At 67.5% G+C, this 23,793-nt stretch carries 21 protein-coding genes; 9 read left to right on the top strand and 12 right to left on the bottom strand.

From position 1 onward, the window contains the following. The 3 genes from DI005_RS08680 to DI005_RS39450 are packed head-to-tail and all read right to left on the bottom strand — an operon-like array spanning window position 1 to window position 2,817. Window positions 1–1,563, bottom strand: coding sequence for a sugar ABC transporter ATP-binding protein (locus DI005_RS08680; protein WP_113641775.1), 1,563 nt, complete (start codon window positions 1,561–1,563; stop codon window positions 1–3). Further along, a complete protein-coding gene (locus tag DI005_RS08675) occupies window positions 1,550–2,686 on the bottom strand; it encodes a sugar ABC transporter substrate-binding protein (protein ID WP_233520055.1) in 1,137 nt (378 codons plus the stop codon). Before DI005_RS08675 ends, DI005_RS08680 begins: the two co-directional genes overlap by 14 nt. 8 nt (window positions 2,687–2,694) lie before the next feature. Further along, window positions 2,695–2,817 (bottom strand): hypothetical protein, encoded by a 123-nt coding sequence (locus tag DI005_RS39450; protein ID WP_255565677.1) that lies wholly within the window; start codon window positions 2,815–2,817, stop codon window positions 2,695–2,697. A gap of 234 nt (window positions 2,818–3,051) precedes the next feature. Here DI005_RS39450 and DI005_RS08670 point away from each other — a divergent pair, with 234 nt between their 5' ends. After that, complete coding sequence (locus DI005_RS08670; RefSeq protein WP_113641773.1) at window positions 3,052–3,744, top strand: GntR family transcriptional regulator; 693 nt, start codon at window positions 3,052–3,054, stop codon at window positions 3,742–3,744. 567 nt (window positions 3,745–4,311) lie between these two features. Here DI005_RS08670 and DI005_RS08665 read toward each other — a convergent pair. Both DI005_RS08665 and DI005_RS08660 read right to left on the bottom strand, forming a co-directional pair. Next, window positions 4,312–5,607: a dihydrolipoamide acetyltransferase family protein gene (locus DI005_RS08665; protein ID WP_113641823.1), complete on the bottom strand. Its 1,296-nt coding sequence runs from the start codon at window positions 5,605–5,607 to the stop codon at window positions 4,312–4,314. Window positions 5,608–5,612: 5 nt separating this feature from the next. Then, window positions 5,613–7,790, bottom strand: coding sequence for a thiamine pyrophosphate-dependent enzyme (locus DI005_RS08660; protein WP_113641772.1), 2,178 nt, complete (start codon window positions 7,788–7,790; stop codon window positions 5,613–5,615). Window positions 7,791–8,102: 312 nt separating this feature from the next. Between DI005_RS08660 and DI005_RS08655 the strand changes: the two genes are divergently transcribed. The 8 genes from DI005_RS08655 (at window position 8,103) to DI005_RS08630 (ending at window position 15,402) form a co-directional block, all read left to right on the top strand. After that, window positions 8,103–8,918 (top strand): alpha/beta fold hydrolase, encoded by an 816-nt coding sequence (locus tag DI005_RS08655; RefSeq protein WP_112267720.1) that lies wholly within the window; start codon window positions 8,103–8,105, stop codon window positions 8,916–8,918. Window positions 8,919–9,388: 470 nt separating this feature from the next. After that, window positions 9,389–9,544 carry a hypothetical protein gene (locus tag DI005_RS38160; protein ID WP_158559794.1) on the top strand — a complete coding sequence of 52 codons (156 nt, stop codon included), beginning with the start codon at window positions 9,389–9,391 and terminating at the stop codon, window positions 9,542–9,544. A gap of 572 nt (window positions 9,545–10,116) precedes the next feature. After that, entirely contained in the window at window positions 10,117–11,421 is a 1,305-nt protein-coding gene (locus DI005_RS08650; protein WP_113641771.1) for a dicarboxylate/amino acid:cation symporter, read from the top strand. A gap of 23 nt (window positions 11,422–11,444) precedes the next feature. Beyond that, entirely contained in the window at window positions 11,445–12,107 is a 663-nt protein-coding gene (locus DI005_RS08645; RefSeq protein WP_112267724.1) for an RraA family protein, read from the top strand. After that, the gene (locus DI005_RS08640) at window positions 12,104–13,264 is read left to right on the top strand and encodes a pyridoxal phosphate-dependent aminotransferase (protein WP_113641770.1); all 1,161 of its coding nucleotides are present in this window, start codon (window positions 12,104–12,106) and stop codon (window positions 13,262–13,264) included. Before DI005_RS08645 ends, DI005_RS08640 begins: the two co-directional genes overlap by 4 nt. Window positions 13,265–13,470: 206 nt before the next feature. After that, on the top strand, window positions 13,471–13,992 hold the full coding sequence (locus DI005_RS08635) for a TetR family transcriptional regulator (RefSeq protein ID WP_233520053.1): 522 nt from the start codon (window positions 13,471–13,473) through the stop codon (window positions 13,990–13,992). A gap of 45 nt (window positions 13,993–14,037) precedes the next feature. Continuing rightward, window positions 14,038–14,346 (top strand): hypothetical protein, encoded by a 309-nt coding sequence (locus tag DI005_RS38155; RefSeq protein ID WP_158559793.1) that lies wholly within the window; start codon window positions 14,038–14,040, stop codon window positions 14,344–14,346. 84 nt (window positions 14,347–14,430) lie between these two features. Then, the gene (locus tag DI005_RS08630; protein ID WP_112267730.1) at window positions 14,431–15,402 is read left to right on the top strand and encodes a PDR/VanB family oxidoreductase; all 972 of its coding nucleotides are present in this window, start codon (window positions 14,431–14,433) and stop codon (window positions 15,400–15,402) included. A gap of 11 nt (window positions 15,403–15,413) precedes the next feature. On the opposite strand, the gene DI005_RS08625 is transcribed toward DI005_RS08630, so the two are convergent. The 7 genes from DI005_RS08625 to DI005_RS08595 all read right to left on the bottom strand — a co-directional run bounded on the left by DI005_RS08625 (window position 15,414) and on the right by DI005_RS08595 (window position 23,009). Beyond that, the gene (locus DI005_RS08625) at window positions 15,414–16,379 is read right to left on the bottom strand and encodes an alpha-ketoacid dehydrogenase subunit beta (RefSeq protein WP_199542664.1); all 966 of its coding nucleotides are present in this window, start codon (window positions 16,377–16,379) and stop codon (window positions 15,414–15,416) included. Further along, entirely contained in the window at window positions 16,376–17,392 is a 1,017-nt protein-coding gene (locus DI005_RS08620; protein WP_113641767.1) for a thiamine pyrophosphate-dependent dehydrogenase E1 component subunit alpha, read from the bottom strand. The genes DI005_RS08625 and DI005_RS08620 overlap by 4 nt, the downstream gene beginning before the upstream one ends. Next, window positions 17,389–18,840: an aldehyde dehydrogenase family protein gene (locus DI005_RS08615; protein ID WP_113641766.1), complete on the bottom strand. Its 1,452-nt coding sequence runs from the start codon at window positions 18,838–18,840 to the stop codon at window positions 17,389–17,391. Before DI005_RS08615 ends, DI005_RS08620 begins: the two co-directional genes overlap by 4 nt. Before the next feature lie 35 nt (window positions 18,841–18,875). Next, window positions 18,876–19,160, bottom strand: a complete 285-nt coding sequence (locus DI005_RS08610) for a hypothetical protein (RefSeq protein ID WP_112267739.1) — start codon at window positions 19,158–19,160, stop codon at window positions 18,876–18,878. Further along, window positions 19,157–20,545 carry an SRPBCC family protein gene (locus DI005_RS08605; protein ID WP_113641765.1) on the bottom strand — a complete coding sequence of 463 codons (1,389 nt, stop codon included), beginning with the start codon at window positions 20,543–20,545 and terminating at the stop codon, window positions 19,157–19,159. The genes DI005_RS08610 and DI005_RS08605 overlap by 4 nt, the downstream gene beginning before the upstream one ends. Window positions 20,546–20,640: 95 nt before the next feature. Further along, a complete protein-coding gene (locus DI005_RS08600; protein WP_158559792.1) occupies window positions 20,641–22,005 on the bottom strand; it encodes a phosphotransferase family protein in 1,365 nt (454 codons plus the stop codon). Next, window positions 22,002–23,009, bottom strand: coding sequence for an NAD-dependent epimerase/dehydratase family protein (locus DI005_RS08595; protein ID WP_113641763.1), 1,008 nt, complete (start codon window positions 23,007–23,009; stop codon window positions 22,002–22,004). The genes DI005_RS08600 and DI005_RS08595 overlap by 4 nt, the downstream gene beginning before the upstream one ends. Between the last annotated feature and the right edge of the window lie 784 nt (window positions 23,010–23,793).

Genomic DNA, 23,793 nt, shown 5'->3' with positions numbered 1-23,793 from the left:
TCAGCTCCCGGATTCCGGCCAGTGGTAACAGAGACGGAGCATGTCCTTGACGGTGATCGAAGCGCCGGTGAGCTCTCCGACGGTGGCGCCGGCGCTCATCACGACCACCCGGTCGCACTCGAGCAGCTCCTCGAACTCCGAGCTGATGACGATGACCGACATACCGGCCCTGGCGAAGGAGCGGATCCGGCGATAGATCTCGTCCCGTGCGCCGATGTCGACACCCCTCGTCGGCTCGTCGAGGAGAAGGACGGCCGGCTCGGTCTGCAGCCAGCGCCCGATCACGACCTTCTGCTGGTTCCCACCGCTCAGGCCGCCGATCGGCTGGCGGACGCCGCCTTGCCTGAGCACCACTCCCAGCTCCTGGGAGACCTCGGCTGCCTGGCGTTCCGCTCTGCGGGAAGAGGTGAACGGAGTGAAGCGGACTCGGTGTTTGCGCCAGGTGTTGACGTAGAGGTTGCTCGTGACCGAGAGATCGAGAAACAACGCCTCGGCACGACGCTCCTCGGAGACGAGCCCGATCCGATGACGAATCCCGTCCGTGATCGACCTGGGCGCATACGGGCGGCCGAACAGCCGCATCGTTCCCGAATCGATCCGGTCGGCGCCGAAGATGGCGCGAGCCAACTCGGTGCGGCCCGACCCGACGAGACCGGCGATCCCGAGCAGCTCGCCTTCACGCAACTGCAGGGTGGCGCCCGTGAGCGCCCGGCCGCGCCGGACATCGGAGACCTCGAGCACGACGGGCCGGTCGTCGTTGGCGACCCGTGAGGCCGGCCGGGATGGGGCGGCCTCGTGACCGACGATCGCTTCGACCAGTCGCCGCCGGGTGGCCTCCGCTCCTTGCATGGTGGCCGACACCCCGCCGTCCCGGAACGCCGTGACCCGGTCGCACAGCTCGAGGACCTCGTCGAGGCGGTGGCTGATGAACAGCACCGCCACGCCGTGATCGGCGAGGTCGCGCGCGACCTTCAGCAGGCGCGCCGACTCCTCCGCGCCGAGCGAGGCCGTGGGCTCGTCCATCGCGATCAGCCGACAGTCGTGCACGAGAGCGCGTGCGATGCTGACCAGCCACTTCTGGTGGACCGTCAGGCGCGCGACCGGCCGATCGAGCCGGAAATCGATCCCGAGCATCGTCGCGACGGTCCGGGCTGTGGGGTGGACGCCATCGATCCGACGGTAGGCCAGCGCAGCCCCTTCATGGCTGCCGAGCATGATGTTCTGCGACGCGGTGAACGTCTCCACCAGGTTGAGCTCCTGGTGGATGAAGGCGAGACCGAGCTTGGTCGCGGCGGACGGATTCGGGATCTGCGTCTCGACGCCGTCGATGCGGATCGAGCCTGAGTCGGGCTGTTCGAGGCCGGCCAGCGAGCGCACCAAAGTGGACTTGCCGGCGCCGTTGGCGCCCACCAGGCCGTGGACCTCGCCTCGGCGGAACGCGATGTTCACACCCTTGAGCGCGCGGATGGCGCCGTAGGTCTTGGTGAGCGCTTGCACCTCGACGAAGGTGGCCGCCGAGGTTGGCCTGCGCTGGCCGGGCGGCACGAGCTCAGTTGCGTTCATCGTGCTGCTCGAGGAAGTCCGCGACGTTGTCCTTGTCGACGATCTGCGTGGCACCGCCGATCACCTCCTGCTCGACCGATCCGGGATCACCGACGTGGGCGATCAGACGCTTGGCGAGTTCCTCGCCCTGACCGGGACCATCGATCCACAGTGTCGCGGTGAGCTCGCCTTTCTCGACGAGCTTCACCGCCGGTGCCGTGCCGTTCAGGCCATAGCTGAGAACGTCGCCGCGACCGGCTTGTCTCAATGCGGAGACCGCTCCGGTCGCCGGGTCGTCGAAGCAGGACCACACCGCCAGCGGCGTGTCGCCCTTCGGGTGGGACGCGAGCCAGCCGAGCGTGGCCTCGGCCGCGGAAGTGGCCGCGCCCGGGATGGTGATCTGCTGCTTGCTGACCCGGATATCGGTGCCCGCGACGGCCGCGTCCATCGACTTCTCGCGGTCCTGGCACGGCAGACCGGGACGGTAACCGAGCACCAGCAGCTCGCCCTTGCCACCCATGTCGCTGACGACCCGCTGCGCGATCTCGTCCCCGAGTGCGGTGTCCGCCGCGAACAGGACGCCGTCAGCCAGCCCACCGCCCCAGTTCGCCACCGGAACGTCCGCCTGCCGGGCCGCCGCGACACCGGCGCCCAGCGCCGAAGACGGGAACACGCTCACGACGATGGCATCGACGCCGCGCGTGACCAGGTTCTCCATCATCGTGTTGGCGCCGTCGACCGAGCCCTTGGCATCCACCGTCACGGTCTGCCAGCCCTGCGACTCGGCATAGTCGGCGGCGCCCTCCAGCGCCCTGTTGGAGTAGACGTCGTCGCCGCTGAACTGCACGATGCCGAGCGTTTTACCGGTCCCGGACGACGTCGCCTCGCCGGAGCAGGCCGCGATGCCGATCGCGGCGGCCACTGCGGCGACACCCCGCGCCCATGGTCGAGTTGTCTTCACTTCATGCACCTCTGCTTCCTTGCGAGGTCCGCTGCTGCCGGGCGGCACCGATCTCCGCCGTTCTGGTGACGCTCGTGATGGGATCCACATCCTGAGCCCCGCCGGAACCGCTGTCAAGCATTTGGGATCCAATAACTGCCCAACAGCGCACAAAAACGCTGGTTGACCTTCGAGTTGGGACATGATTGGATTCATTCAGCCACGAGCACGCGGGCTTGGTACGCGACCGGGGCGTCCCTCGGCGCCACCGCGCGCATCCGCTCGCCCGCACCGCCGAGCCGCCCCTCGGCCATACCCTCGCTCTGCCCCCGCATGCCCTCTACCAGCAGTTCGGATCCATTTCAGAGGGCAAGGGCTTGGAAACCCCTCGAAGTGGCGTCGACTTCACCGCAGAGCGGTTGCGATTGTGTCCAATCGCCAGTAGCGTTCCCCCGCGACGAGAGAGGAGCCGCGATGCCGGCGCATGGACCCGTGGTATGCGGCAACGACGGCGGCCGGCCGCACACTCGGCAGACAGGAGCCGGACGCCGGTGCGCCATCCTGAGCCCATGAGCGACCAGCAACCCAGCCAGGATGCCCCCGAGGGCCTCGAACCCGCGAAGACCGGCGTGAGCAGTCGGCGGATCGCCGACTACCTGCGCACTGCCATCCTCAACGGAGAGCTCGCACCGGGCACGCGGCTGCGTCAGGAGGAGATCGCCGAACGGCTCGGCTCCAGCCGGATCCCGGTCCGGGAGGCCCTCCGGATGGTGGAGGCCGACGGGCTCGTCGTCGTCAAGTCCTACAGCGGCGCGAGGGTGGCGAAACTCGACTTCAACGAGTTCGACACGGCATATCGGATCCGCGAGCGCATCGACCCGCTGGCGCTCACGCTGAGCCTTGAGGGGATCACCGACGAGGACGTCGCCCGGCTCGAGGCGCTCGAAACCGAGGTCGAGGAGACCACGTCGCCGGACCGGTTCGTGGCCCTCGACCGGGAGTTCCACCTCGCGACCTACGCAGGCTGCACCGACAAGCAGCTCTTGGAGACCGTCACCCGGTTCTGGAACACCACCCAGCACTACCGGCGCGCCTACGCCCAACTCATCGATGACCGAGGCCGGTCGATCATCACGTATGAACACCGCTTGCTCATCGATGCGATCCATCGCCGCGACCCGGTCGACGCCGAACGATTCCTCTCCGGACACATCCGCCGGACCAGGATCACTCTCGCCGAGCATCCCGAGCTGTTCGACTAGAGACCGAAAGGCCGCCATGGCTCACGGGGCGGCAGGGGTCCTGACGAGCTTCCCGCCGGATGCGTGTACCTGCTCGCCAGGCACGATGTGCGACGGCCTCGTAGTGGCCGGGACCCGGCTCAGTGAGATCACCACGACCAGGGCATGCCAGTGCCGGACCCGGTCGGTGCGGGCCGGTCGATGCGCGCCCGAGGGCGAATCGGCCCGCTGTGCGTCGAGGCGGCGCTCGCCCCGCAGGCACGAGCCTTTCGGACTGCCCCCGATCCTGAGTCAGGGCGACGAGGCGAGGCCATGCCAAGCGGGCGATCCGGGCGCCGAAGTCGCCGGTGGGCCTCAGCCGGTGTGGCGCGCAGCTACGACGCCGCGACCCGATCGACCGTCGACACCTCGTATATGCGCCACGGCGCGGACCGGCTCCACGAGGCCGTCGCGACTGCGCGCGCTGACGCGTGGGCTTCGGCCGCGGCGACGGCGACCTCGGCCGAGCTCCGCGGAGCGCCGCATGGCCCTCGGGTCCCGCAGCCGATCACCATGCGCCACTCGGTGCCGGCCCCGGTCCTCGGCGGGTCAGGCAAGGATCTGCAGCGAGTGTTCGATGATGCCGGTCAACTCGCGCATCCATTCGGCCGCCGTGACACCGTCGACAGGACGATGGTCGACGGAAAGGCACAGCCGCATGATGGTCGCGACCCCCAGCTCGCCGTCCACGACGTGAGGCTGCCGGCTCGCCGCGCCGACGGCGAGAATGGCCGCGTGTGGCGGATTGATGATCGCCGCGAACTCCTCGGTGCCGAACATCCCGAGGTTGGTGACCGTGATGGAGCCTCCCTCGAGCTCGTGCTGCCGCAGCCGGCGGTCGTGTGCTCGCCGAATGAGGTCCCGCGTGCGTTCGGCCAGCTTCCCGATGGGCATGGTGTCGACACCGCGGACGACCGGTGTGACGAGCCCGTGCTCGGTCGCCACGGCGACCGCGATGTCGGCCTGGCGGTACTGGCGGACGGAGTCACCGTTCCACCGCACGTTCAGGCCAGGCACCCGGGAGTGCGCCACGGCGACCGCCTTGACGACGAGGTCGTTGAGCGAGATCGCGGCCTGGGTGCCGTCGTTGAGCTCGCGTCGCACATCCAATAGGCGGTCGACGCGGACGGTTCCCCTCAGGTAGAAGTGCGGCGCGCTGTGCTTGCTGTCGACCAGGCGGCGTGCGACGGCCTGCCGCATCCGCGAGATCGGCACGTCCTCGAACTCCGCCCCCGCGGTCGCGGGTTCGACAGCATGATCGGAAGACGGTGACGCGGCGGCGTCCGGACCACCGGCCGCCGCCTCCGCCGAACGGGCGGCCGCGAGCGCGGCTTCGACATCACGACGACGGATGCTCTGGTTCGGGCCCGTGCCCACGACAGCCGCGAGATCCAGACCGGCCTCCGCCGCCAGCTTGCGAGCGATCGGGCTGGCGAAGATTCGGCCGCCGTTGGCGGGCGACGCCGCACCGGCTCCGCGATCGGCGACGGCGGACTCGGCGGGTACCGCCTCCGCCCGACGTTCGTCGTCGGAGCCGGCACCAGTGGTGATGCCGGTCGGGAGATCGAGCGTGGCGACCAAAGCGTCGACGGCATCCGGGGTCTCGCCAGGGCTGCCCCAGACCGCGATCGGTGAGCCGACGGCGACCGTCTGGCCTTCGTCGGCGAGCAACCGGAGCAGCGCTCCCTCGGTTTCGGCCTCGATGTCGACGGCGGCCTTCTCGGTTTCCACCGTCACGATCGCCTCGCCCGCGGCATAGGGCGTGTTGAGATCGACATTCCAGCTCGAGACGACGGCCTCGGTGGTGTTGGCCGCAACCTCGGGCATACGCAGGATCTCGGGCACGGGAATCACACCTCGGCAATCTGGCGAAGCTTGGCGGCGACTTCCTCGGTGCCGGCGACGGCGGCGCGCTCGAGCACCTTGCTGATGCTCGGAGACGCCTCACCTCCGGTGACGCGCTCGATCGGCGCGTCGAGCCAGTCGAAAAGGCGCCGCTGGATCTCGTCGGCCAACCAGCCGCCGTAGGAGGTACCCCTGGCCCCCTGTTCGGCGATGAGCACGGTGTTGGTCTTCTGAACGCTCGCCGTGATGGTGTCCCAATCGAGGCTCGCGCGGTCGAGCCATCTCAGATCGATCACTTCCGCGTCGATGCCGACGTCCTCGACCGCTGCCAGCACGTGCTGGGTCATCGCGAGATAGGTGATGATCGTGATCGCGGATCCGCGACGCCGGACCGCCGCCTTGCCAACCGGAAGGTAGTGGTCGTAGTCATCAGGGACGTTGGGTCCGCTGGACTGGTAGAGGTCGACGTGTTCGAGGACCACGACGGGGTCATCACATGCGAGGGCCGTGTTCATCAGTCCGATGTAGTCGAACGGCGTCGAAGGCGCGACGATTCTCCAACCCGGCGCGGTTGCGAAGACCCCGGCCGGGTCCATGGAGTGTTGCGAGCCGTAGCCGGTACCCATGGCGACCTTGCTCCGCAGCACGAGCGGCACCTTGCCGGTGCCACCGAACATGTGTCGAGCCTTGCCGATCTGGTTGAACAGCTGGTCGGCCGCGACCCACATGAAGTCGGCGTACATGAACTCCACGATCGGCCGGAACCGGCCATCCATCGCCAGACCACCACCGAGCCCGGCGAAGGCGTTCTCGGAGATGGGCGTGCCGAGGACCCGGTCTGGGAACCGTTCCTTGAGCCCACGAGTCGCACCGTTCGTCCCACCGTTGAGGCGATGCACGTCCTCGCCCATGACGACCACGCGGGGGTCCGTCTCCATGCGGCGCGCCAGCACACCGGCGATCGCGCCGATGAACGACGACTCAGTGAGCTCACCGGGATGGTTGTCGAGGTCGGTGAAGGTCATCCCCGCGAGCTCGCTGAGATCACCGCGAACACCCTCGTCGACGAAGCCGGGATCCGGCCACTCCTCGGGTTTGATCCGCTGCTCCTTCGGCTTCCCACCGGGTTTTGGTTCCAGGATGACCTCTCCGAGCTCCGCCATCAGCGCCTTGGCCTGCTCGATGCAGCCGGCGACGTCGTCCTGAGCGAGAATTCCCCGGCGCACAATGTGTCGAGCAGTCGTGTCGAGCGGGTCCCGTCGGCGCCACTCCCGTTCCTCCTCCTTGGTGCGATAGCGAAACGCCGAGCCGGGAAACGGCCCGTTCTGGTGGAAGTACCGGTACACCTCAGCCTCGATCAGTGCGGGACCCTGGCCTGAGCGCAGGTGCTCGAGGGCTTCCCGCATCGCCAGGTGAACCGCCAGCGGATCCATCCCGTCGACCTTCCAGCTGCGGATGCCGAAGCCGGGGCCACGGCCGGACAGCCGGGTTTCCGCGGTGACCTCGGCGATGTGTGTCGACACGGCGTACTGGTTGTTCTCGACGAAGAAGCACAGCGGCAGCGACCACGCTGCGGCGAGGTTGAACGTCTCCAGCACCGAGCCGATGTTGATCGCACCATCGCCGAAGTAGCTGACGGCCACTGCATCCGTTCCGGCGTGTTTGTGCGCCCACGCCGATCCCGCGGCGAGCGGAACTCCCCCACCGACGATCGCGTTCGTTCCGATCGCACCGGCTTCGTTCCACTGCAGATGCATACTGCCACCGCGACCGTGGCTGAAACCGCGGTCCAGGCCGCAGATCTCGCGCAGGGTACGCAGGAGCGCGTCACGGACATCGTCCGGTACCGGCTTCGTCGGATCGATGCCATCGGGGTGCAGGTGGGTGAGGACCTTGGCCAGAAACTGGTGATGGCCACGGTGGGAACCGTTCACGGTGTCCGCTGATGTCAAGGAGATGCAGGAACCGACCGCTCCCCCCTCCTGCCCGATGCTGGAGTGCGCCGGACCGTGGATGAGGCCCTTCGCAGCGAGGTCCAGAACGAACTCCTCGAAGGTTCGGATGAGAACGAGCTGGCTCAGCATCGCGGTCAGGAGCTCGGCGGGCGCGGCGTCCCAGTCAGCGTCGGTCACGACGAGCTCGGTCCAGGCGGCGGCCGGCTCTATCGCCTTACGGCTAGGCATCTCGGTTCCCTTCGGACGAGTTCTCCGCGGAAGGTGACATCGGCGAGCATGATCGGCCGCTCTCGGCCCGTCCGGCCGATGCCGGGCGCAGCGTGGCGTGCCTGCTCCGTCACAGCGTCACACCGTAGCGGCTGCATCCCACCGAGGCAATCGTTTTGGATCCAATCATCGGCAGATAGCCTCGATAATCCGACCTTGTCCCCGGTGACCGCTTGTCAAAGTATCCAATCAGTGTCAAAGTGGCACAGTCGCACAGCGGTGGGCGAAAGCCCACGGCCGGCGATGCCGCGACAGAGACGAGAGGAGTCAGCGATGACCAGCGCGGGTAGGATCGCTGTGGCGGACGGGGAGCTTCACGTCGAGGACACCGGGGAGGCCGATCTCGTCCCGGTGGTGTGCCTGCACTCGCTTTTCCTGGACGGCCGCCAGTTCGATGGGTTCACCGAGGCCGCCTCCGGCCGGTTCCGGGTAATCCGCCCAGACTTTCGCGGACAGGGACGAAGCAGCGGGGCACCCCGCGACATCATCAGCGTGGAGAGCTGCGCCGGTGACATCCAATCCCTGCTCGACACGCTCGGAGTCACCCACGCGCACTTCCTCGCCTCCTCGATGGGCGGCGACGTAGGAGTCCGGGTTGCGGCCAACCGCCCCGATCTCATCCGGTCCATGGTGATCACCGGCTCGTCCGCGCGCGCGGAACCCCCCGGACAGCTGGAGGAGTTCCTGCAATGGGTCGACAACGTCGGCGAGCGCGGATTCGTAGACGACGTGCTCGCGACCACGATGCGGATCATGCTCGGCGAGACCACGCTGAACGACCCGGCCAAACGCGAGATCGTCGAACTCTGGACCTCACGCATCGCCGCGCTGACACCACAGCTCAAACCCGCGATGGCCGGCGTGATCCGACGACGGTCGGCCCTTCCCCTCCTCGAGGACATCACAGCCCCCACGTTCGTCATCTCGGGCGAGGAATGCATCGCGAGGCCACCCGAATGGGCGGAGGAACTGGCGAACGGCCTGCCCAACTCCCAGCTCTGGATGCTGCCGAAGATCGGGCACAGCCCGCTTCTCGAAGCCCCAGAAGTGGTCCTCCCCCGGGTACTGGCCTTCTTCGACGAGCACTGACCGCGGGATGAAGGCCCGCGGAAGGCGCCAGGTTCTGGCTCAGCCTGCCCACCGGTAGCGAAACCCGACGCGTCGGCCACGTGTGCATGGTGGTGGTGCGCGACGAGCCGCGTGGGGCTTGCCCGAGGCGACCCCCACGGCGCGGGAACGCGCGATCGTGCGGGCCTGCGGGAGGCACCTGTCCGCCACACCTTCCGCTCTGCCTGCCTGAAGTACCGGGCCGCACTGGCCCGCGTCCCTCGAACCGGTCCACCCCGCGCCAACCGAGTCCACCGCCAGGGAACGCTGCGTTTCCTGGGCTACGACGTCGAGCTCCGTCGTGCCGTCTGCGGCACGGATGGAGTCGTCAAGTCCGCGCCGGGCTCGCGTCGGCGCTGGTGGACCGGTGCCCGCGGGCACCGTCCGGCCGACAGGCCGTCGGGAGGGTGTGGCTTGACCGTGGCCCGCGCTGGCGTAGAGGCACGCCCGGCTTGTTCGACGAGTCCGTGTGCCTGGCGGCGAAGTCGCTCGTCGCGGTGGCGAAGACCGCGACCTGGAACCGCTCCGGCCTTGATCCGCTCATGGCGCAGCCGCACGACTCGCCGGGGCGGCCTGCCGACCACCCACACGGGCTCGCGGCGCACTGAGCAGGAACGGCCTGCCGTCCTCGTTCCGCCACAATGCCCTGTGCCGGACGGTCACACAGTAGGACCGCACCCACACCCGCAGCCGGGCCGCGCTGAACACCTGCCTGGCCACCCGAGCGCTTGATGGTGCCGGCTGGTACGTCTGCACCGCCGGAGAACCCGCGTTGTTCTTCCACGTAGCGTCAGCAGCGGCGTCGCGGCCTTCAACGACGATGCCGACGACGCCGAAACCTACGGCGAGCACTGCCCACTGACGAGCCTCCCACCGGCGCAGGCGTGTTCCACCGGAAACGAACGGTACGCCTTGACGACCGTCGACACATGTCGTAGGTTCCTCTCACTTGAGATTGATGTCTTAGTTTGGGAAGTGATCGGCTTGGCTGCCACCACCGGCTCGGCCGCGCCAGCCTCGACCAGCCGGTTCGCTACCTCGCCGGTTCTCGGGAGCGACGCGCCGGCCGCTGTTGTCGCGTACCCGGCGCTGATTCGACACCGATCAGTTCGCGCCTTTTGACTTCCGCCACCAAGTGACAGGCGCGCACGGTCCACAGCCATGCACGCAAGGAGGCTGCATGCTACGCATATGGAAGTACTATCGTGACACGTCACTGATAGTAAAACTGGCCGCTGGATTTGTTCTGGGACTGATCGTAGCGGCTGTTTTCGGATCGTCCGCCAGTGCGCTTTCCCCGCTCGGCCAGCTGTTTCTGCGCCTACTGCAGATGATCGTCATACCACTGGTTGTGGTAACCCTTATCGGGGCGGTCAACATGGGTTCGCCCGGCAGTCTCGCCCGCATTGGACCCAAGGCGATTCTGTACTACCTGTCGACCACCCTGGTCGCGGTGGTCATCGGACTGGGCGCCGCGTCACTCGTCGACCTCGGCGCAGGCATGTCGTTGCCCCAGGAGAAAATAGAGAGTCCCGAGACGACGTCCGCCGCCGATGTACTCCTCGGCATTGTTCCCGAGAACATCGTGAGCGCTCTCGCCAACGCGAACATGCTGTCGGTGATATTCGTCGCGATCATCGTCGGGCTCGCGATTTCAGCAATGCGCCATGCGAACGACTCGGTTGTTTCGGGTCGAGGTGAAGGTCTGCTGAATCTTGTTTCCGGGGCGAAGGACGTGACCTATCGGATCCTGGACGGGATCCTGCAGTACGCCCCAGTCGGCGTGTTCGGACTCGCGGCCTCGACGATCGGCGGCCAGAGCCTCGACGCGGTCGTGACGCTGGGCACGCTCATCGGAACGTACTACGGGTCGATAGCGGTCCACATCGCAGTTGTCTACGTCCTGCTGCTCGTGCTGTTCCGGGTCAACGTCCTTCGCTTCTTCAAGAACTCCTCCGAGGCCTTGGTGACGGGTTTTACCACGGGGAGCAGCTCGGGCACGCTGCCGGTGGCGCTGAAGTGCGCCCGGAAGGCCGGGCTTGCCGAGAACGTCAGCGGTTTCGTTCTCCCGCTCGGGGCCACCGTCAACATGGACGGGGCGGCGCTTCGTCTCGGCGCCTATGCCGTGCTGGCCGCGAACGTGGTGGACAAGGACCTGTCATTCACCGCCATGGCGGGGCTCGTGCTCACGGCGACCTTGGTGTCGATCGGTGCCGCTGGGATTCCCGGGGCAGGTCCGGTGGTGCTTTCCATCATGCTCACGCAGGCAGGGCTTCCCTTGGAGGTCGTCGGGATCGTGGCCGGAGTGGACATTCTGCTGAACAGCGTGTCGACGATGTGCAACGTGACCGGCGACATGGTGGGCGCCCACATCATCGACAAGACCGAGAAGAGGCGTCAAGCCAAGGACGGAACTTCGTCCACGGCAGGATCCGCAAGCCAGAAGGCGACCGACTACGGGCCGCCTTCGCCGGGCAACGTCTAGAAGAAAGCCAGGTTCACGAATACATGTTCATTTCTGCGGCAACGGACAACATCAGGGTCGCGCCCACATGGAAGAGACCTGATCCCGATCTCCTCGCACCCTTCGGCGCCGTTTCGGTTGCCAACGTGGGCGACGTGCTTCAGCGGATGACCGTGATGGACGGCGGAATTCGGTTGCTGACGGGGAACGATGCCCTGGTCGGCCACGCACTGACCGTCGATGTACGCCCGGGGGACAATCTCGCGATCCATCGGGCACTGGATGAGGCGCGACCAGGCGACGTGCTCGTGGTGAACGGGCGCGGTGACAGCACGCGTGCCCTGATCGGTGATCTGATCGGTGAGATCATGATCTCGGCCGGAGTCGTCGGCGCCGTGATCGACGGCGCCATCCGGGACGTCGCCACCCTGTCCCGGCAGGGGTTGCCGGTGTACGCCCGCGCGGCGACGCCGGCGGGCCCGTTCAAGACCGGGCCCGGCGCGGTCGGGGAACCGGTGGCCGTGGGCGGCGTCGTGGTCGGGCCCGGTGATGTCGTCGTCGGTGACGCCGACGGTGTGGTGGTTGTGCCTCAGGGCCGTCTCACCGAAATCGGTGCGAGGCTTGGCGCGGTAGCCGACGCAGAGGAGGGCCTGCGCGCGCGAATCCTCGCGGCCAGGGCGAATGCCTCGACGGGGGCAGGCCGATGACGGATCTCGCGCACTGGACACTCGCCCCCCGAATTCGGGAGCTGAGGCGCCGTTCCACCCGGCCTGCGCTCGCCCCGGCACGCCCCGGCGTCGTCTCCTTGGCGATGGGCGAGCCTGACTTCCCGACCCCGCCCGGAATCGTTGAGGCCGCGGTTCGCGCATTGCGCGACGGGCACACGCACTACGCTGATCAGAACGGCCTTCCCGAACTCCGCGAGGCGATCGCCGAGAGCCTTTGCGGCGACACGGGGCGCTGGTCCGCCGCGGATGTGCTGGTGACGCACGGCGCGACGGCGGCCTTGTCGGCGGTGGTGTTCGCGGTGGTCGGGCCAGGGGACAGAGTGGTCGTGCCGGAGCCCGCGTACTCCCTTTACGCCGACCTGGTCACCCTGGCGGGAGGTGTCGTCGACTTCGTACCGCTCGACGAGTCGCTGCACTGGGATCTCGGCCGGCTCGCCGAAGCCCTCCCGGGTGCGAAGATGGTGATCTTCTCGAATCCCGCCAACCCCACCGGTGTGGTTCACGGCGAGCAGGAGCTCACCGAGCTGGGGCGGCTACTCGACGGCACCGACACCCTCGTCGTCGCGGACGAGGCGTATCACCGTCTCGTCTACCCTGGGTACACTTTCCGCTCGGCGCTGGAGATCGAATCGCTTCGGGGTCGCACCGTCTACGTGCAGACCTTCTCGAAGACCTACGCGATGACCGGGTGGCGGGTCGGGTTTCTCGTCGGGCCCGCCCAAGTCGTGTCGGCCGCCGCACACGCCCACCGGTCCGGCAACGGATCGATGAACACGGCGGCGCAGCACGCGGCACTCGCCGCACTGCGGCTGCCGCCGGACGCGATCCAGCCCATGCTGGACGCGTACCGAGCTCGCCGGGATCTCGTCGTCAAGGAGCTCGCCGAGGCGCCCGGTCTTCGTTTCTCGCCACCCGAAGGCGCGTTCTATGCCTTCCTGGGTTACGACGCGGAGCTGCCCGCCGCCCAGGTGACCGCGGAGCTGGCGGAACATGGGGTGATGGTCCGCGCGGGAACGGAGTACGGCCCGACGGGTGAAGGACATGTTCGGATCTCTTTCGCGACCGCCGAGGCCGAGCTGCTCACCGGGCTCGATCGCCTTCGCGCCTACGCCGGTGAACGACTTCAGATCCGCTGAGCGAGAGCAGCGGCGCGGGACGTCCGAGATGAGGCATGTTGACTCATCTGAGAACGTCTTGTTAACTGAGTTGTGATTCTGCGTGCTGGGATAGCCGAGGTGGTCAGGTGAGCGTCTGCGGAGACGCGGGCAAGTCGGGTCCGCCACGGCGGCTTCGTAGTGACACCCGGCGAAACCGTCGGAGGCTCCTCCAGGCAGTTGGCGAGGTGGCCCGTGAGACGCCCAATGAGCTGACCATGCAGGCGATTGCCACACGCGCCGAGATCGGTCCGGCCACGGCCTACCGGTACTACTCGACCATCGAGGATGTCCTGGCCGCCTACAGCCTCGGTGTCGTCGGAGAGCTCATCGAATACAGCGAGGAATGTGCGCTCAAGGGACGCTTGCTGTTCGAAGCCGTCCTCGGGAAGTGGCTGGAGTTGCTCGAGGAGCACGGTGCCGCCCTTACGCAGCTGCGCTCGCGCCGTGGTTATCTTGAACGGCTCCATGCCGGTGCGGACACGATCGTCGCCACCGAACGCGCGTGGCGTCGGCCGGTCAGCAGCCTCCTCGACGAACTGGGGCTCCCGACCGATCAGCTCGAGTACGCCCTGTTCTTGAGCAACATCATCTTCGACCCCCGCGAGATCGGCGACCTTCGCAAGGAGGCAAAGCTCTCCCAGTCCGAGATCGCCGCGCGCCTGACCGCCAGCTACATCGGCGCGCTGCGGGGTTGGTTCCAGGGCTAGCAGCCCGCGCGGGAGCGTCACAACTCGCGCGGGCAACCGCTCCACGTGCGCCTGTCCACGGGTGGGCCGACCGGTGAAGCGGAAGGGCTGCGTGTGTCCGGCGTTGCCGAAGCACAGGCCGATGACTTCACCGCGGATGCGTTCGACGCCGCTAGCGGGGACTTGCCAGCGGGGCATCAAGCCTGGGGCGCTTCAGCCTGCCACCGTTCGATCGTGACCCAGCTGATCGACCCCGACCCGAACAACAACTCGATGTCCTCGGCCGCGCCCCCGTCATCCGCATCGTCGATACCCGGCGTTTTCACGCCCAGGCTGGTGAGCGCCCTCTCCGCTTACTTGATTTTAGATGTATAAACTCTTCGGCGATCGTACACCGATATCCTTGTCTCGACTTGAGCCTGATTCCCTAGTAACTCTATGGCATGTATAGTTTCTACTATGAGGTCCACGCCTGACGCTCACCGAGACGCTGAGTTCGAACTGGTCGTCAGCACGCGGCGAACCGTCGCTGACCGGGTGTGCGTGCTCACGCTGAGCCGGCCGGACGGATCCGCACTCCCCCGCTGGTCGCCCGGAGCGCACATCGACCTCGTTCTCGGCGCGGGCCTGGTGCGGCAGTACTCGTTGTGCGGCGACCCGCACGATGCCGCCTCCTGGCAGGTGGCCGTGCTACTCGAAGAACAGTCACGCGGTGGGTCCGCCACCGTGCACCGCGAACTCACCGCAGGCACCTCCGTGCGAGCCCGCGGTCCACGTAATCACTTCCCCCTCGTGAGCGCACCGCGGTACCTCTTCGTGGCGGGAGGGATCGGGATCGCGCCGTTGGTTCCCATGGTCGCGACGGCCGACTCAGCCGGGGCGGACTGGCGACTCGTCTACGGCGGGCGACGACGATCCGCGATGGCTTTCGCGGATACGCTCGCCGAGTCCTACGACGACAAGGTCCACGTCTTACCCGAGGACGAGACCGGCTTGCTGCCGCTCGAGTCGGTCGTGCGCGCGGCTGACGACAGCACCGCGATCTACTGCTGCGGGCCGGCAAGCCTGATAACCGAGGTCGAAAAGCTCCACGCCGACGCCGGCAAAGGGACGTTGCACGTCGAGCGGTTCGGTCCGCAGGCCGCCGTCGAGCCCGAGGGACGCGGAACGTTCGAGGTCGAAGCAGCGAGGTCGGGCACCGTCGTGACGGTCGGCCCGGACACGACCGTCCTCGAGGCCTTGAGATCCGCAGGGGTGGACGTCCTCAGCGCCTGCACGGAGGGAATCTGTGGCACGTGTGAGGTGAAGGTCCTGGCGGGTACGCCCGAACACCGCGACTCGATCCTGACCGAGCAGGAACGGGCGGCCGGCGACACGATGTTCGTGTGCGTGTCCCGCTGCCTGTCCCGCCGCCTCCTGCTGGACGTCTGAGCAGGTCTCGGTCAGAGCAGGTGTTTGGCCACCCTCGCCACGATCCCATCGACCGAAGGGATCGCGGCGTCCTCCAGGACTCCGGCGTGCGGCAGCGGGATGTGCGGTGTGGTGATCCGGATCGGTGCGCCGTCGATGGAGTCGAACGCCTCCTCCACCACGATGGAGACGATCTCGGCACCCCAACCGCACAATCGCGGATTCTCCTCGACCGTGAAAAGCGCGCCGGTCCGGTGAACGCTCTCGAGAATCGTGGTCATGTCCAACGGAACCATCGAGCGCACGTCGATCACCTCGACGTCGAGCCCGTGCCCGGTCAGCGCCTCGGCCGCTTCTCTCGCCCGGTGGACCATCATGCCGACCGCGACGATGGTGGCGTCCTTGCCCCGGCGGACGATCCTGGCCTTGCCCAACTCGTCGACGATGTCGCCATCGGGGACCTCGCCCTTGGTGGCGAGCAATCCCTTGTGCTCGATGAACATGACCGGGTCGGGATCACGGACCGCGGCCGCGAAAAGGCCGATGACATCCTCCGGGTTGGACGGCGCCACCACCTTGAGACCGGGGATCGCCATCAGCCAGTTCTCCACGCTCTGCGAGTGCTGTGCGCCGAACCGGAGGCCACCGCCCGAGCCGAACCGGATGACCAGCGGGAGAGTCAGCTGCCCGTCGCTCATGTAGCGCGCCTTGGCGATCTGGTTCGCCACCATGTCCTGGGTCACCATCACGAAGTCCGCGAACATGATCTCCGCGATCGGCCGCAGCCCGGCGGCCGCGGCACCCATCGCGGCACCGACGATGGCCTGCTCGGAGATGGGCGTATCGAGCACGCGCCGCGGGCCGAACTCCTCGAGCAGCCCACCGGTCGTCTTGAAAACGCCGCCCGCCTTCGCGACGTCCTCGCCGATGAGGAACACGCTGTCGTCGTGACGCATCTCCTGCCGGATCGCGCGGGTGACAGCGGACCGGTACGTCATTTCCGCCACTGGGAACCTCCATCGGCCCACACGTTGGTGTCCAAAGTGCTCACATCAGGCAGCGGAGCGGCCACGGCGTACGACGCGGCTTCTTCCGCTTTGGACCGGCTCTCCCGCTCCATCGCCTCCAGCGTGGCCTCGTCGACGCCCGTGCCGAGCAGCCGATCACGATAGATCGAGATGGGGTCGCGCTTCATCCAGCTGGCCACCTCTTCCGCCGGGCGATACTTGCCCGGATCGGAGCTCGCGTGGCCGAGATGCCGATAGGTGAGCGCTTCGATGAGAGACGGGCCACCACCGCGCCGGGCACGATCGATCGCGTTCGCCGCCGCGACGTACATCGCGTCGGCGTCGTTGCCGTCCACGACAATCGGTTCCAGTCCGTATGCGGCGGCCCGATCGGCCGCGGGTCGCGGAACGGCCGTGACCTCGGTGATTGGCGTGTACTCCATGTAGTGGTTGTTCTCGCACACGTAGACGACGGGGAGCTCCCACAGCGCGGCGAGGTTCAACGCCTCGTGGAACGCGCCGATGTTCGTGGCGCCGTCGCCGAAGAAGCAGACGGTCACCTTGTCCTCACCGCGGTACTTCGCCGCGAGCGCGGTGCCCGCCGCGACGGGCAGATGGGCGCCGACGATGGCGTAGGAGCCCATCATCCCGTGCTCCACGCTGGTCAGATGCATCGATCCGCCCTTGCCGCCGTTGATCCCGGTGGACCTGCCAAGCAGCTCGGCCATCGTGCCCTTCATCGGGACGCCGCGAGCGAGGGTGTGCGCGTGGCCGCGGTACGTGGCGTACGTCGTATCGCCTTCACGGGCCTGCACACCGAACGCGGCGGCGATTGCCTCCATCCCGATGGACGAGTGACCGGGTCCGGTCTTGCCCGCGAAGAACAGCCGGGTCCAGGCTTCTTCGAAGAACCTGATCTCGAGCATCAGGCGGTGCATCGCCAGCCGGTCGTCGAGCGGGACGACGGTGCCGGCCCCGGCTTGCGAGGAGTGCGTCTGCGTCATGGTCGTTCTCTCGTTTCCTCAGCTTCCCGGTGGGCTGGGAACTGGAGCGATTGCGGGCTCAGGTACTCGGCGATGCCGTGGCGGCCGAGCTCGCGTCCATAGCCGGACTGTTTGAACCCACCGAAGGGCGCGGCGGCGTTGAACGGCGCGCCGTTGATCGATACTTGTCCGGTACGGATGCGCCGGGCGATCGCGACAGCGCGGTCCTCGTCGGCGGACCAGACGCCGCCCGAGAGGCCGTAGGGCGAGTCGTTCGCGACCCGGATCGCCTCCTCCTCATCGTCGACCACGTGGACGACGAGCACGGGCCCGAAGATCTCCTCCTGGGCGATCGTCGCCTTCGGGTCGACGTCGGTGAAGACCGTCGGCAGCACGTAGTGGCCATCCTGGAACTCGGCAGGGAGGTCGAGCCCGCCGGCGAGCAGCCTGCCTTCCCCGCCGAGCCCCTTGCGGATGTAACCCTCGACGGTGCGCCGCTGCGCCGCGCTCACCAGCGGGCCCACCGTGGTCTGCGCGTCGCGGGGGTCGCCGACGACCTGCGCTTCGACTTCGGCGGTCAGCCGTTCCTCGACTTCCGCGGCCAGAGAGCGCGGAACGATCAGCCGCGTCAGCGCGGAGCACGTCTGCCCGTTGTTCATCAGGAAGTACCGAACCGCTCCCGGAATCGCGCGGTCGAGGTCGGCGTCGGCGGCGAACACGTTCGCCGACTTGCCGCCCAGCTCCAGCGCGACCTTCTTCACCGAGCGGGCCGCGACCTCCGCGATCCGCGAACCGGCGGCGGTGGATCCGGTGAAGCTCACCATGTCCACCAGCGGATGGTCGGCGAAGGTTTCACCGACCACCGGGCCACGGCCCTGCACGACGTTGACCACGCCCGCCGGGACCCCGGCGTTCTCCAGCTCAGCCACGAGGTCGTACACCGTCAACGGTGCCTGCTGTGGCGGTTTGACGACCACCGTGCAACCGGCGGCCAGCGCGGGCGCGAGCTTGCCCATGATCTGGTAGAGCGGGTAGTTCCACGGCGCGATGGCCGCTACCACCCCGATCGGCAGTCCCTGCACCCGGGAGGTGCCGATGTCTTCCACCTCGGCGATCGCGTCCATCGCATCGATCGTGCCTTCGAGCGCCCGGACCGGGAGCCCGGCCTGCACCCGCAGCGAGAACGCCGACACGCTACCGACCTCCGCGGTGGCGGAGTCGGAGATGCGCTGACTACGGCCTTGCAGGCCGGTCATGAGCGCTCGCAGGATGTTCTTACGTTCCGCGAGCGTGGTCGCCGACCACGCCGGGAATGCCTCGTGGGCGGCCCGGACAGCCGCCGCGGCCTGCTCAGTGCTTCCGAGGCTGACTTCGCCGACGGTGGTGCCGTCCGCGGAGTCGGTCACGGTGACGGCCTCGTCGCCCATCTGCCACGTGCCCCGGATGTAGGCGGCAGGTAGTACGTCCATCTCGTGTCCCGTCTCGTGGGTATCGGTCGGTGTGCTCACCGTTCGCCGGACATGTCGACGACCCGGCTGGTCCGGTGATGGTTCTTCGGCCGGGTGCGCGACATCCAGATGCACAGCTCGGGATCGGCCTCGAAGAGCGGACCTTCGACGTGCTCGCCGACCGGGGTGAACCTGCCCCAGCGCGAGCCCATCGTCACCAGCACGGTGCCGGTGCTTTCGTCGAAGACATACGCGGCCCGCGGGTTCCACGGGTTGCGGATCGCGCCCTGCGCGACGTCGTCGCTGGCGAGGTCGGCGTAGCGCGGCCTTGCTGCGCTCATCGCGCATCACCGTCTCGGTGTTTACCGACCCAATCGTCGAGCAGGTCGTGCCGCCAGCAGATCATCGCCTCCTGGTAGGTCGACATCGTGGCGTGCGACCGGCGGCTGGCCATGAGCCCTCGCTGCACCGCCTCCATGTTGAAGCAATCCTGGTCGATGACCATCCCGAGCGTGGAGAGCTCGGTTGCCTTGGTTGCCGACTCGTCGAAATCGACCCACGTGCACTCGGCGGTCTTCGGCCGTTCGCCCCGGTACGGCGTCAGGAACATGACCTCGAAGATGCACTCGTCGTGCCGGTCGCCGTTCGGGCGGAAGCGGTACACGATCCGGTTGTAGCCACCCCATGGATGCAGGTTGGGGAAGATCGCGTAGTTCCAGTGGTCGAGCAGCTCGGCGTCGGAGATCTCGTCGACCTCGTCTCCGAGGGCGGCCCGCCACCGCTCGCGCGCGGCGGCCGACATGCTGCTGCGCGCCGTCGAGTCCTGCTGGAACGGGATGGGCAACGGCTCACCCTCACGGACATCGAGCATGCGCTTGATGATGTCCACATCGGTCACCTCGGCAGGCAGGTCCTCCACGGGCGTGCCGGACGGACTGATCTGCCGTGCCCAGTTGCCGTAGACGTCGACCGCGGCGTTGATGTCGCCGACGTACGGTGACGACTGCGGGTGGGTCGCGCCGAGGTGCAGCCCCTCGTCGAAGGCCTCTTGCGCGACCTTCCAGTTGCAGCGAAGCTTCTTCGCGACGTGCGCCTCGAGGTAACGGTGTTCGAAGTCCCAGCGTGCGAAATGGTTCGGCAGGTCGCCGAGGAAATCCTCCAGCGGTTCGGCGTCCGGGTCCGGGTTGATGAAGACGAAGCCGCCCCAGGTGCCGACTCGCGCCTCCGGCAGTCGCCAGCGCGGGCTGTCCTCCTTGACCGAGGGGAATTCATCGCGGGCGGGCGCCGATCGCAGCGAGCCATCCAGGCGCCAGGTGAAACCGTGGAAGCTGCATCGGAACTCGCTGCACCGGCCGTCGTAGTCCTTGAGCACGCGGCCCCGATGCAGGCACACGTTGACGTAGCACCTGATGCCGTCTCGCGTGCGCACCACGAGGTAGCTGTCGCCCGCGATGTCGTAGACGATGTAGCTGCCGATGTCCGGCAGATGTTCCTCACGGCACGCCACCTGCCAGACCTTGCGCCAGAGGTGCTCCTTCTCCAGCAGGTGCCACTCCCGCGACGTGTACCGCTCGATGGGGATCTCGGTGTTACGCGGGACGTAGTGGTGTGCCTCGCGCAAGTACTCGGGCACGGCCACCGCGTCCTGGTGGACGAGCTCGTACCACGGCACGGTCTTGTTGGCTTCGCCCGGTTGCCGTGCGTTCGACGGCCCGGTGGTCGTCATACGAACTCCTCCCCTTCGACCCGGAAGGGTCACCGATTTCCGGATGCCGTGTGCGGCCCGGTGTGGTCTGTCTTGCCGTCTGGTCGTCTCGCCGGCTACCGCAACGTGGCCACGATCTCGGTGAGCCGGTTGAGGAACCTCAGGTGCACCGCCGTGCCGATCGCGAGCAGGTTCGGCGTCGTACTCACTCCTTCGGTGAAGATGCGCAGCGCGGTGAGATTGACGCAGGCGCCCTTGAGCTGGTTGAAGGCCTCCCAGGCGAGCCAGTCGCGGTCGTCGATCTCGACGTCGGCCTGCTCGGCGAACTTGGCGCGCCACGTGGCGACGTCGTGCATGCGCCGTGCCCTGATCGCGCCGAAGTATGTCCAGTCCTCCGCGGGGTCGCCGTAGTGCGCGAGTTCCCAGTCGGTCAGCGCGGTGATCTCGCCGTCGACGTGCAGGAAGTTCCCCGGCCCTGGGTCACCGTGCACGATCGCGGTCGGTCCGGTGGGGCGGAGGTGCCGGCGCAACCATTCGGCCGACTCCTCCAGCAGCGGGATGCGTACGTCGACCGAGTCGCGGTAGATGCCGAGCCAGTGGTCGATCATCGCGGAGATTGCGGCCTCGGGTGTGGCGGGCACCGGCCCGAGCCCGTTCTCGACGAGCGCCGGGTCCAGCTGGTGCAGTTCCTGCAGCCGCCGGATGTAGGTGTCGACGACCTGTGGATCCTCGATGACCGGCGAGCCAGGCACCCGGTCCATCACGAAGAACGGTTGTCCGAGCACCTCGGGATCGGTCACGATCCAGCGCACGCGCGGCGCGGGATAACCCGCCTCGGCGAGCGCCCGCATCACCTTGGCTTCGGAAGTGCCTTCGGTGCCGAACATGCCACCTTGCTCGATCCGGACGATCAGGTCGTACGCCACGCCGTCCGCGGTGACGCGCACGCTGAGCATCCGGCGCGAGTGACCGCCGACCATCACGGACGCGGTGAGCTCGACGGGCGCGCCGAGCACATCGGCGAACCACGCGCGCAACGCGGGCGCCTCGGGCACGTCCACCTCGTCGTCCGGAATGTCCATGGGTGCGTGGCCGGAGAAGGTTTCCAGCAGCGGCGCCGCTTCCGCGATGTCCTCTTCGAGAATGCTCGTCAGGTGCGCGCGGACCGCGTCGGCGCGGTCCCGCACGACCGGATCGTCGGGTGTGGAGATGGCGTCGACCAGCAGGTCGGCCGCCGTGCCGAGCAGCCCCGGTAGGTCGGCGGCCTCGGCATCCGTGGGGCCGACCACCGTCGCCAGCTTCTCGGCGCGCCGGTCGGTGACGTCGTCGTGGCTCGCCTGGGCGTAACGGCACAGACCGACCAGCTGACGGGCATTGTCACGCTCGAACCCAGGCCGCAGCGCCGGAATGATCAGCTCTTCGAGCGTCGCGGCGACCGAGCGCCACAGCACCGACTCGTCAGGGCGACCGGTGGAGGTCATGGCGACACCCCCAGCCGCTCGGCGATCTCCGCCTCGTATTCGAGATCGAAACCTTTGCCCCACAGTGGGTCGGCCAGGGTCGTGGAGTTGGCCAACGGCGACTGCTGGAACCATTCGTAGGTCAGTTCGTGGCCGCTGCGAAAGTCGCGTTCCGGCGGTACACCGAGCACGTCGTGCAGCTTCTGCGTCGAAAGAACGCCGTGGTGGCGGGCACGGAAGAGCCGGCAGAAGGCGGGCTTGTCCAGACTTTCGACCGTCTCATCGGGCAGCGGCACCACGCGCGGCTCGGCACCGACGATGTCCGCCAGCGTCTGGACGTATGCCAACGCGGTGACACCACTCCCGGTGACGTTGAAGATCTCGCCAACGGCCGCCTCGTGGTACGCCATCGTGGTCAACGCGGCCACGAAGTCGTCGACGTAACCGAAGGAGCCGGTGACCAGGCCACCGTGCGGGAGGAGGATCGGCAGTCCCCTGCGGAGCCGGATGAACATCGCCGACTCCATGTCGAAGATGTTGTTCTCAGGCCCGTAGATGGCCGCTGGGCGGGCAACGGTCGCAGGCAGGCCGGTAGTGCGGTACCGGTCGAGCAGCAGGTTCTCGGCGAAGACCTTGAAACCGCCGTAGGTCGTCGGCGGCTCGTCACGTTGCGCGAAGTCCTCCGTCCAGGGGAAGACCCCGGACTGCTCGTAGGCCATCACGGAGGAGACGAAGACGTAGCGGCCGACAGTGCCGTCGACCAGATCGACGAGCGCGCGGAAGTTCTCCGCATCGGTCGCCATGATGTAGCCCGAGACGTCGTAGACGGCGTCCCACTCGGTACCGCTCAACGCCGCCTTCATCGAATCCACGTCCCGGCGGTCAGCGATCAACTGGTGGACACCCGCGCGGGAGTTGCCCGACCGGCCGCGGTTGAGCGTGGTGACCTCGTCGCCGTTCTCCAGCAGCTTCCTGACCAGTCGTCCGCCGACGAAGCTGGAGCCACCCAACACCAGTGTGCGCATCCGATTCCTTCGCAGTGTGCTCGTCCGAGGCAAGTACTCGGCATACCTACGGCCATCGAGATTTTGTAGTCCGTCTAGCTTAACTCTCCACCAGCCGCAGGGGAACAGAACTCGTCCCACTTTTTTTAGTGCCGCTCCACTTATCACCCCTCGAGGCCGTCGGCGGGCCGGTCGCGCACCGGTCGACTGACCGGGACCGGCCTCCAGTGGAACCACGCGAAGAGCTCGAAAGCGGCGCGGAGACGGCCGAGCCCACCGAGCCGGGTTACTATACGTTGAATACAGTACGTCCAGCGATGCTGAAAGCCACGCGACGACCTGGCCATCCGACAAGGGATGGACCGGGAAACCATGCGCCCGTGCTGCACCTCCGCAGGCGCGCGCCGTCCCAGCATCGCGGTGACCCGGAGGCGAACCGGCCGAGGCAGGGTCGTCGGCCCCGTTGTGGTCGCCCGGTTCTCGATTCCACTCGCACCGTGTCGAACGCCGAGTGCGCCGCGTCCATCGCCGCGATCGGCTACCAGACGGATGCTGAGCGTGAGGCCGGTCGTTCGGGTTCGGCTCCCGCCGCTCTTGGACCGGCGAACGGCGGGACCAGCCGGTATCCGGCTTTCCTTAAGTGCGATGCAGTAACCGTGACTCGGGGTCACACGGCGTGTTCATCCGCCGCACACCGGGGATCACCGCTCGAGGTGTTTCCACCAGCTTACGACCCTACAGTCAATCTGATCATCAGGACGAGGATCCCGGCCCGTCACCTGCTCACCTCGACGCACTATTTCAA

Origin of the sequence: Prauserella sp. PE36 (genome assembly GCF_003311655.1) — a bacterium.
Lineage (GTDB): Bacteria > Actinomycetota > Actinomycetes > Mycobacteriales > Pseudonocardiaceae > Prauserella_A > Prauserella_A endophytica.
This window is presented reverse-complemented; position numbering and strand designations above follow the sequence as displayed.

Coding starts and splice junctions, on each gene's coding strand:
- DI005_RS08625 (WP_199542664.1), bottom strand. CDS start 16,379: ATGACGTACCGGTCCGCTGTCACCCGCGCGATCCGGCAGGAGATGCGT.
- DI005_RS39450 (WP_255565677.1), bottom strand. CDS start 2,817: ATGCGGGGGCAGAGCGAGGGTATGGCCGAGGGGCGGCTCGGCGGTGCG.
- DI005_RS08680 (WP_113641775.1), bottom strand. CDS start 1,563: ATGAACGCAACTGAGCTCGTGCCGCCCGGCCAGCGCAGGCCAACCTCG.
- DI005_RS08655 (WP_112267720.1), top strand. CDS start 8,103: ATGACCAGCGCGGGTAGGATCGCTGTGGCGGACGGGGAGCTTCACGTC.
- DI005_RS08610 (WP_112267739.1), bottom strand. CDS start 19,160: ATGAGCGCAGCAAGGCCGCGCTACGCCGACCTCGCCAGCGACGACGTC.
- DI005_RS08605 (WP_113641765.1), bottom strand. CDS start 20,545: ATGACGACCACCGGGCCGTCGAACGCACGGCAACCGGGCGAAGCCAAC.
- DI005_RS08630 (WP_112267730.1), top strand. CDS start 14,431: ATGAGGTCCACGCCTGACGCTCACCGAGACGCTGAGTTCGAACTGGTC.
- DI005_RS08660 (WP_113641772.1), bottom strand. CDS start 7,790: ATGCCTAGCCGTAAGGCGATAGAGCCGGCCGCCGCCTGGACCGAGCTC.
- DI005_RS08595 (WP_113641763.1), bottom strand. CDS start 23,009: ATGCGCACACTGGTGTTGGGTGGCTCCAGCTTCGTCGGCGGACGACTG.
- DI005_RS08650 (WP_113641771.1), top strand. CDS start 10,117: ATGCTACGCATATGGAAGTACTATCGTGACACGTCACTGATAGTAAAA.
- DI005_RS08620 (WP_113641767.1), bottom strand. CDS start 17,392: ATGACGCAGACGCACTCCTCGCAAGCCGGGGCCGGCACCGTCGTCCCG.
- DI005_RS08615 (WP_113641766.1), bottom strand. CDS start 18,840: ATGGACGTACTACCTGCCGCCTACATCCGGGGCACGTGGCAGATGGGC.
- DI005_RS08600 (WP_158559792.1), bottom strand. CDS start 22,005: ATGACCTCCACCGGTCGCCCTGACGAGTCGGTGCTGTGGCGCTCGGTC.
- DI005_RS08675 (WP_233520055.1), bottom strand. CDS start 2,686: ATGTCCCAACTCGAAGGTCAACCAGCGTTTTTGTGCGCTGTTGGGCAG.
- DI005_RS08645 (WP_112267724.1), top strand. CDS start 11,445: ATGTTCATTTCTGCGGCAACGGACAACATCAGGGTCGCGCCCACATGG.
- DI005_RS08640 (WP_113641770.1), top strand. CDS start 12,104: ATGACGGATCTCGCGCACTGGACACTCGCCCCCCGAATTCGGGAGCTG.
- DI005_RS08670 (WP_113641773.1), top strand. CDS start 3,052: ATGAGCGACCAGCAACCCAGCCAGGATGCCCCCGAGGGCCTCGAACCC.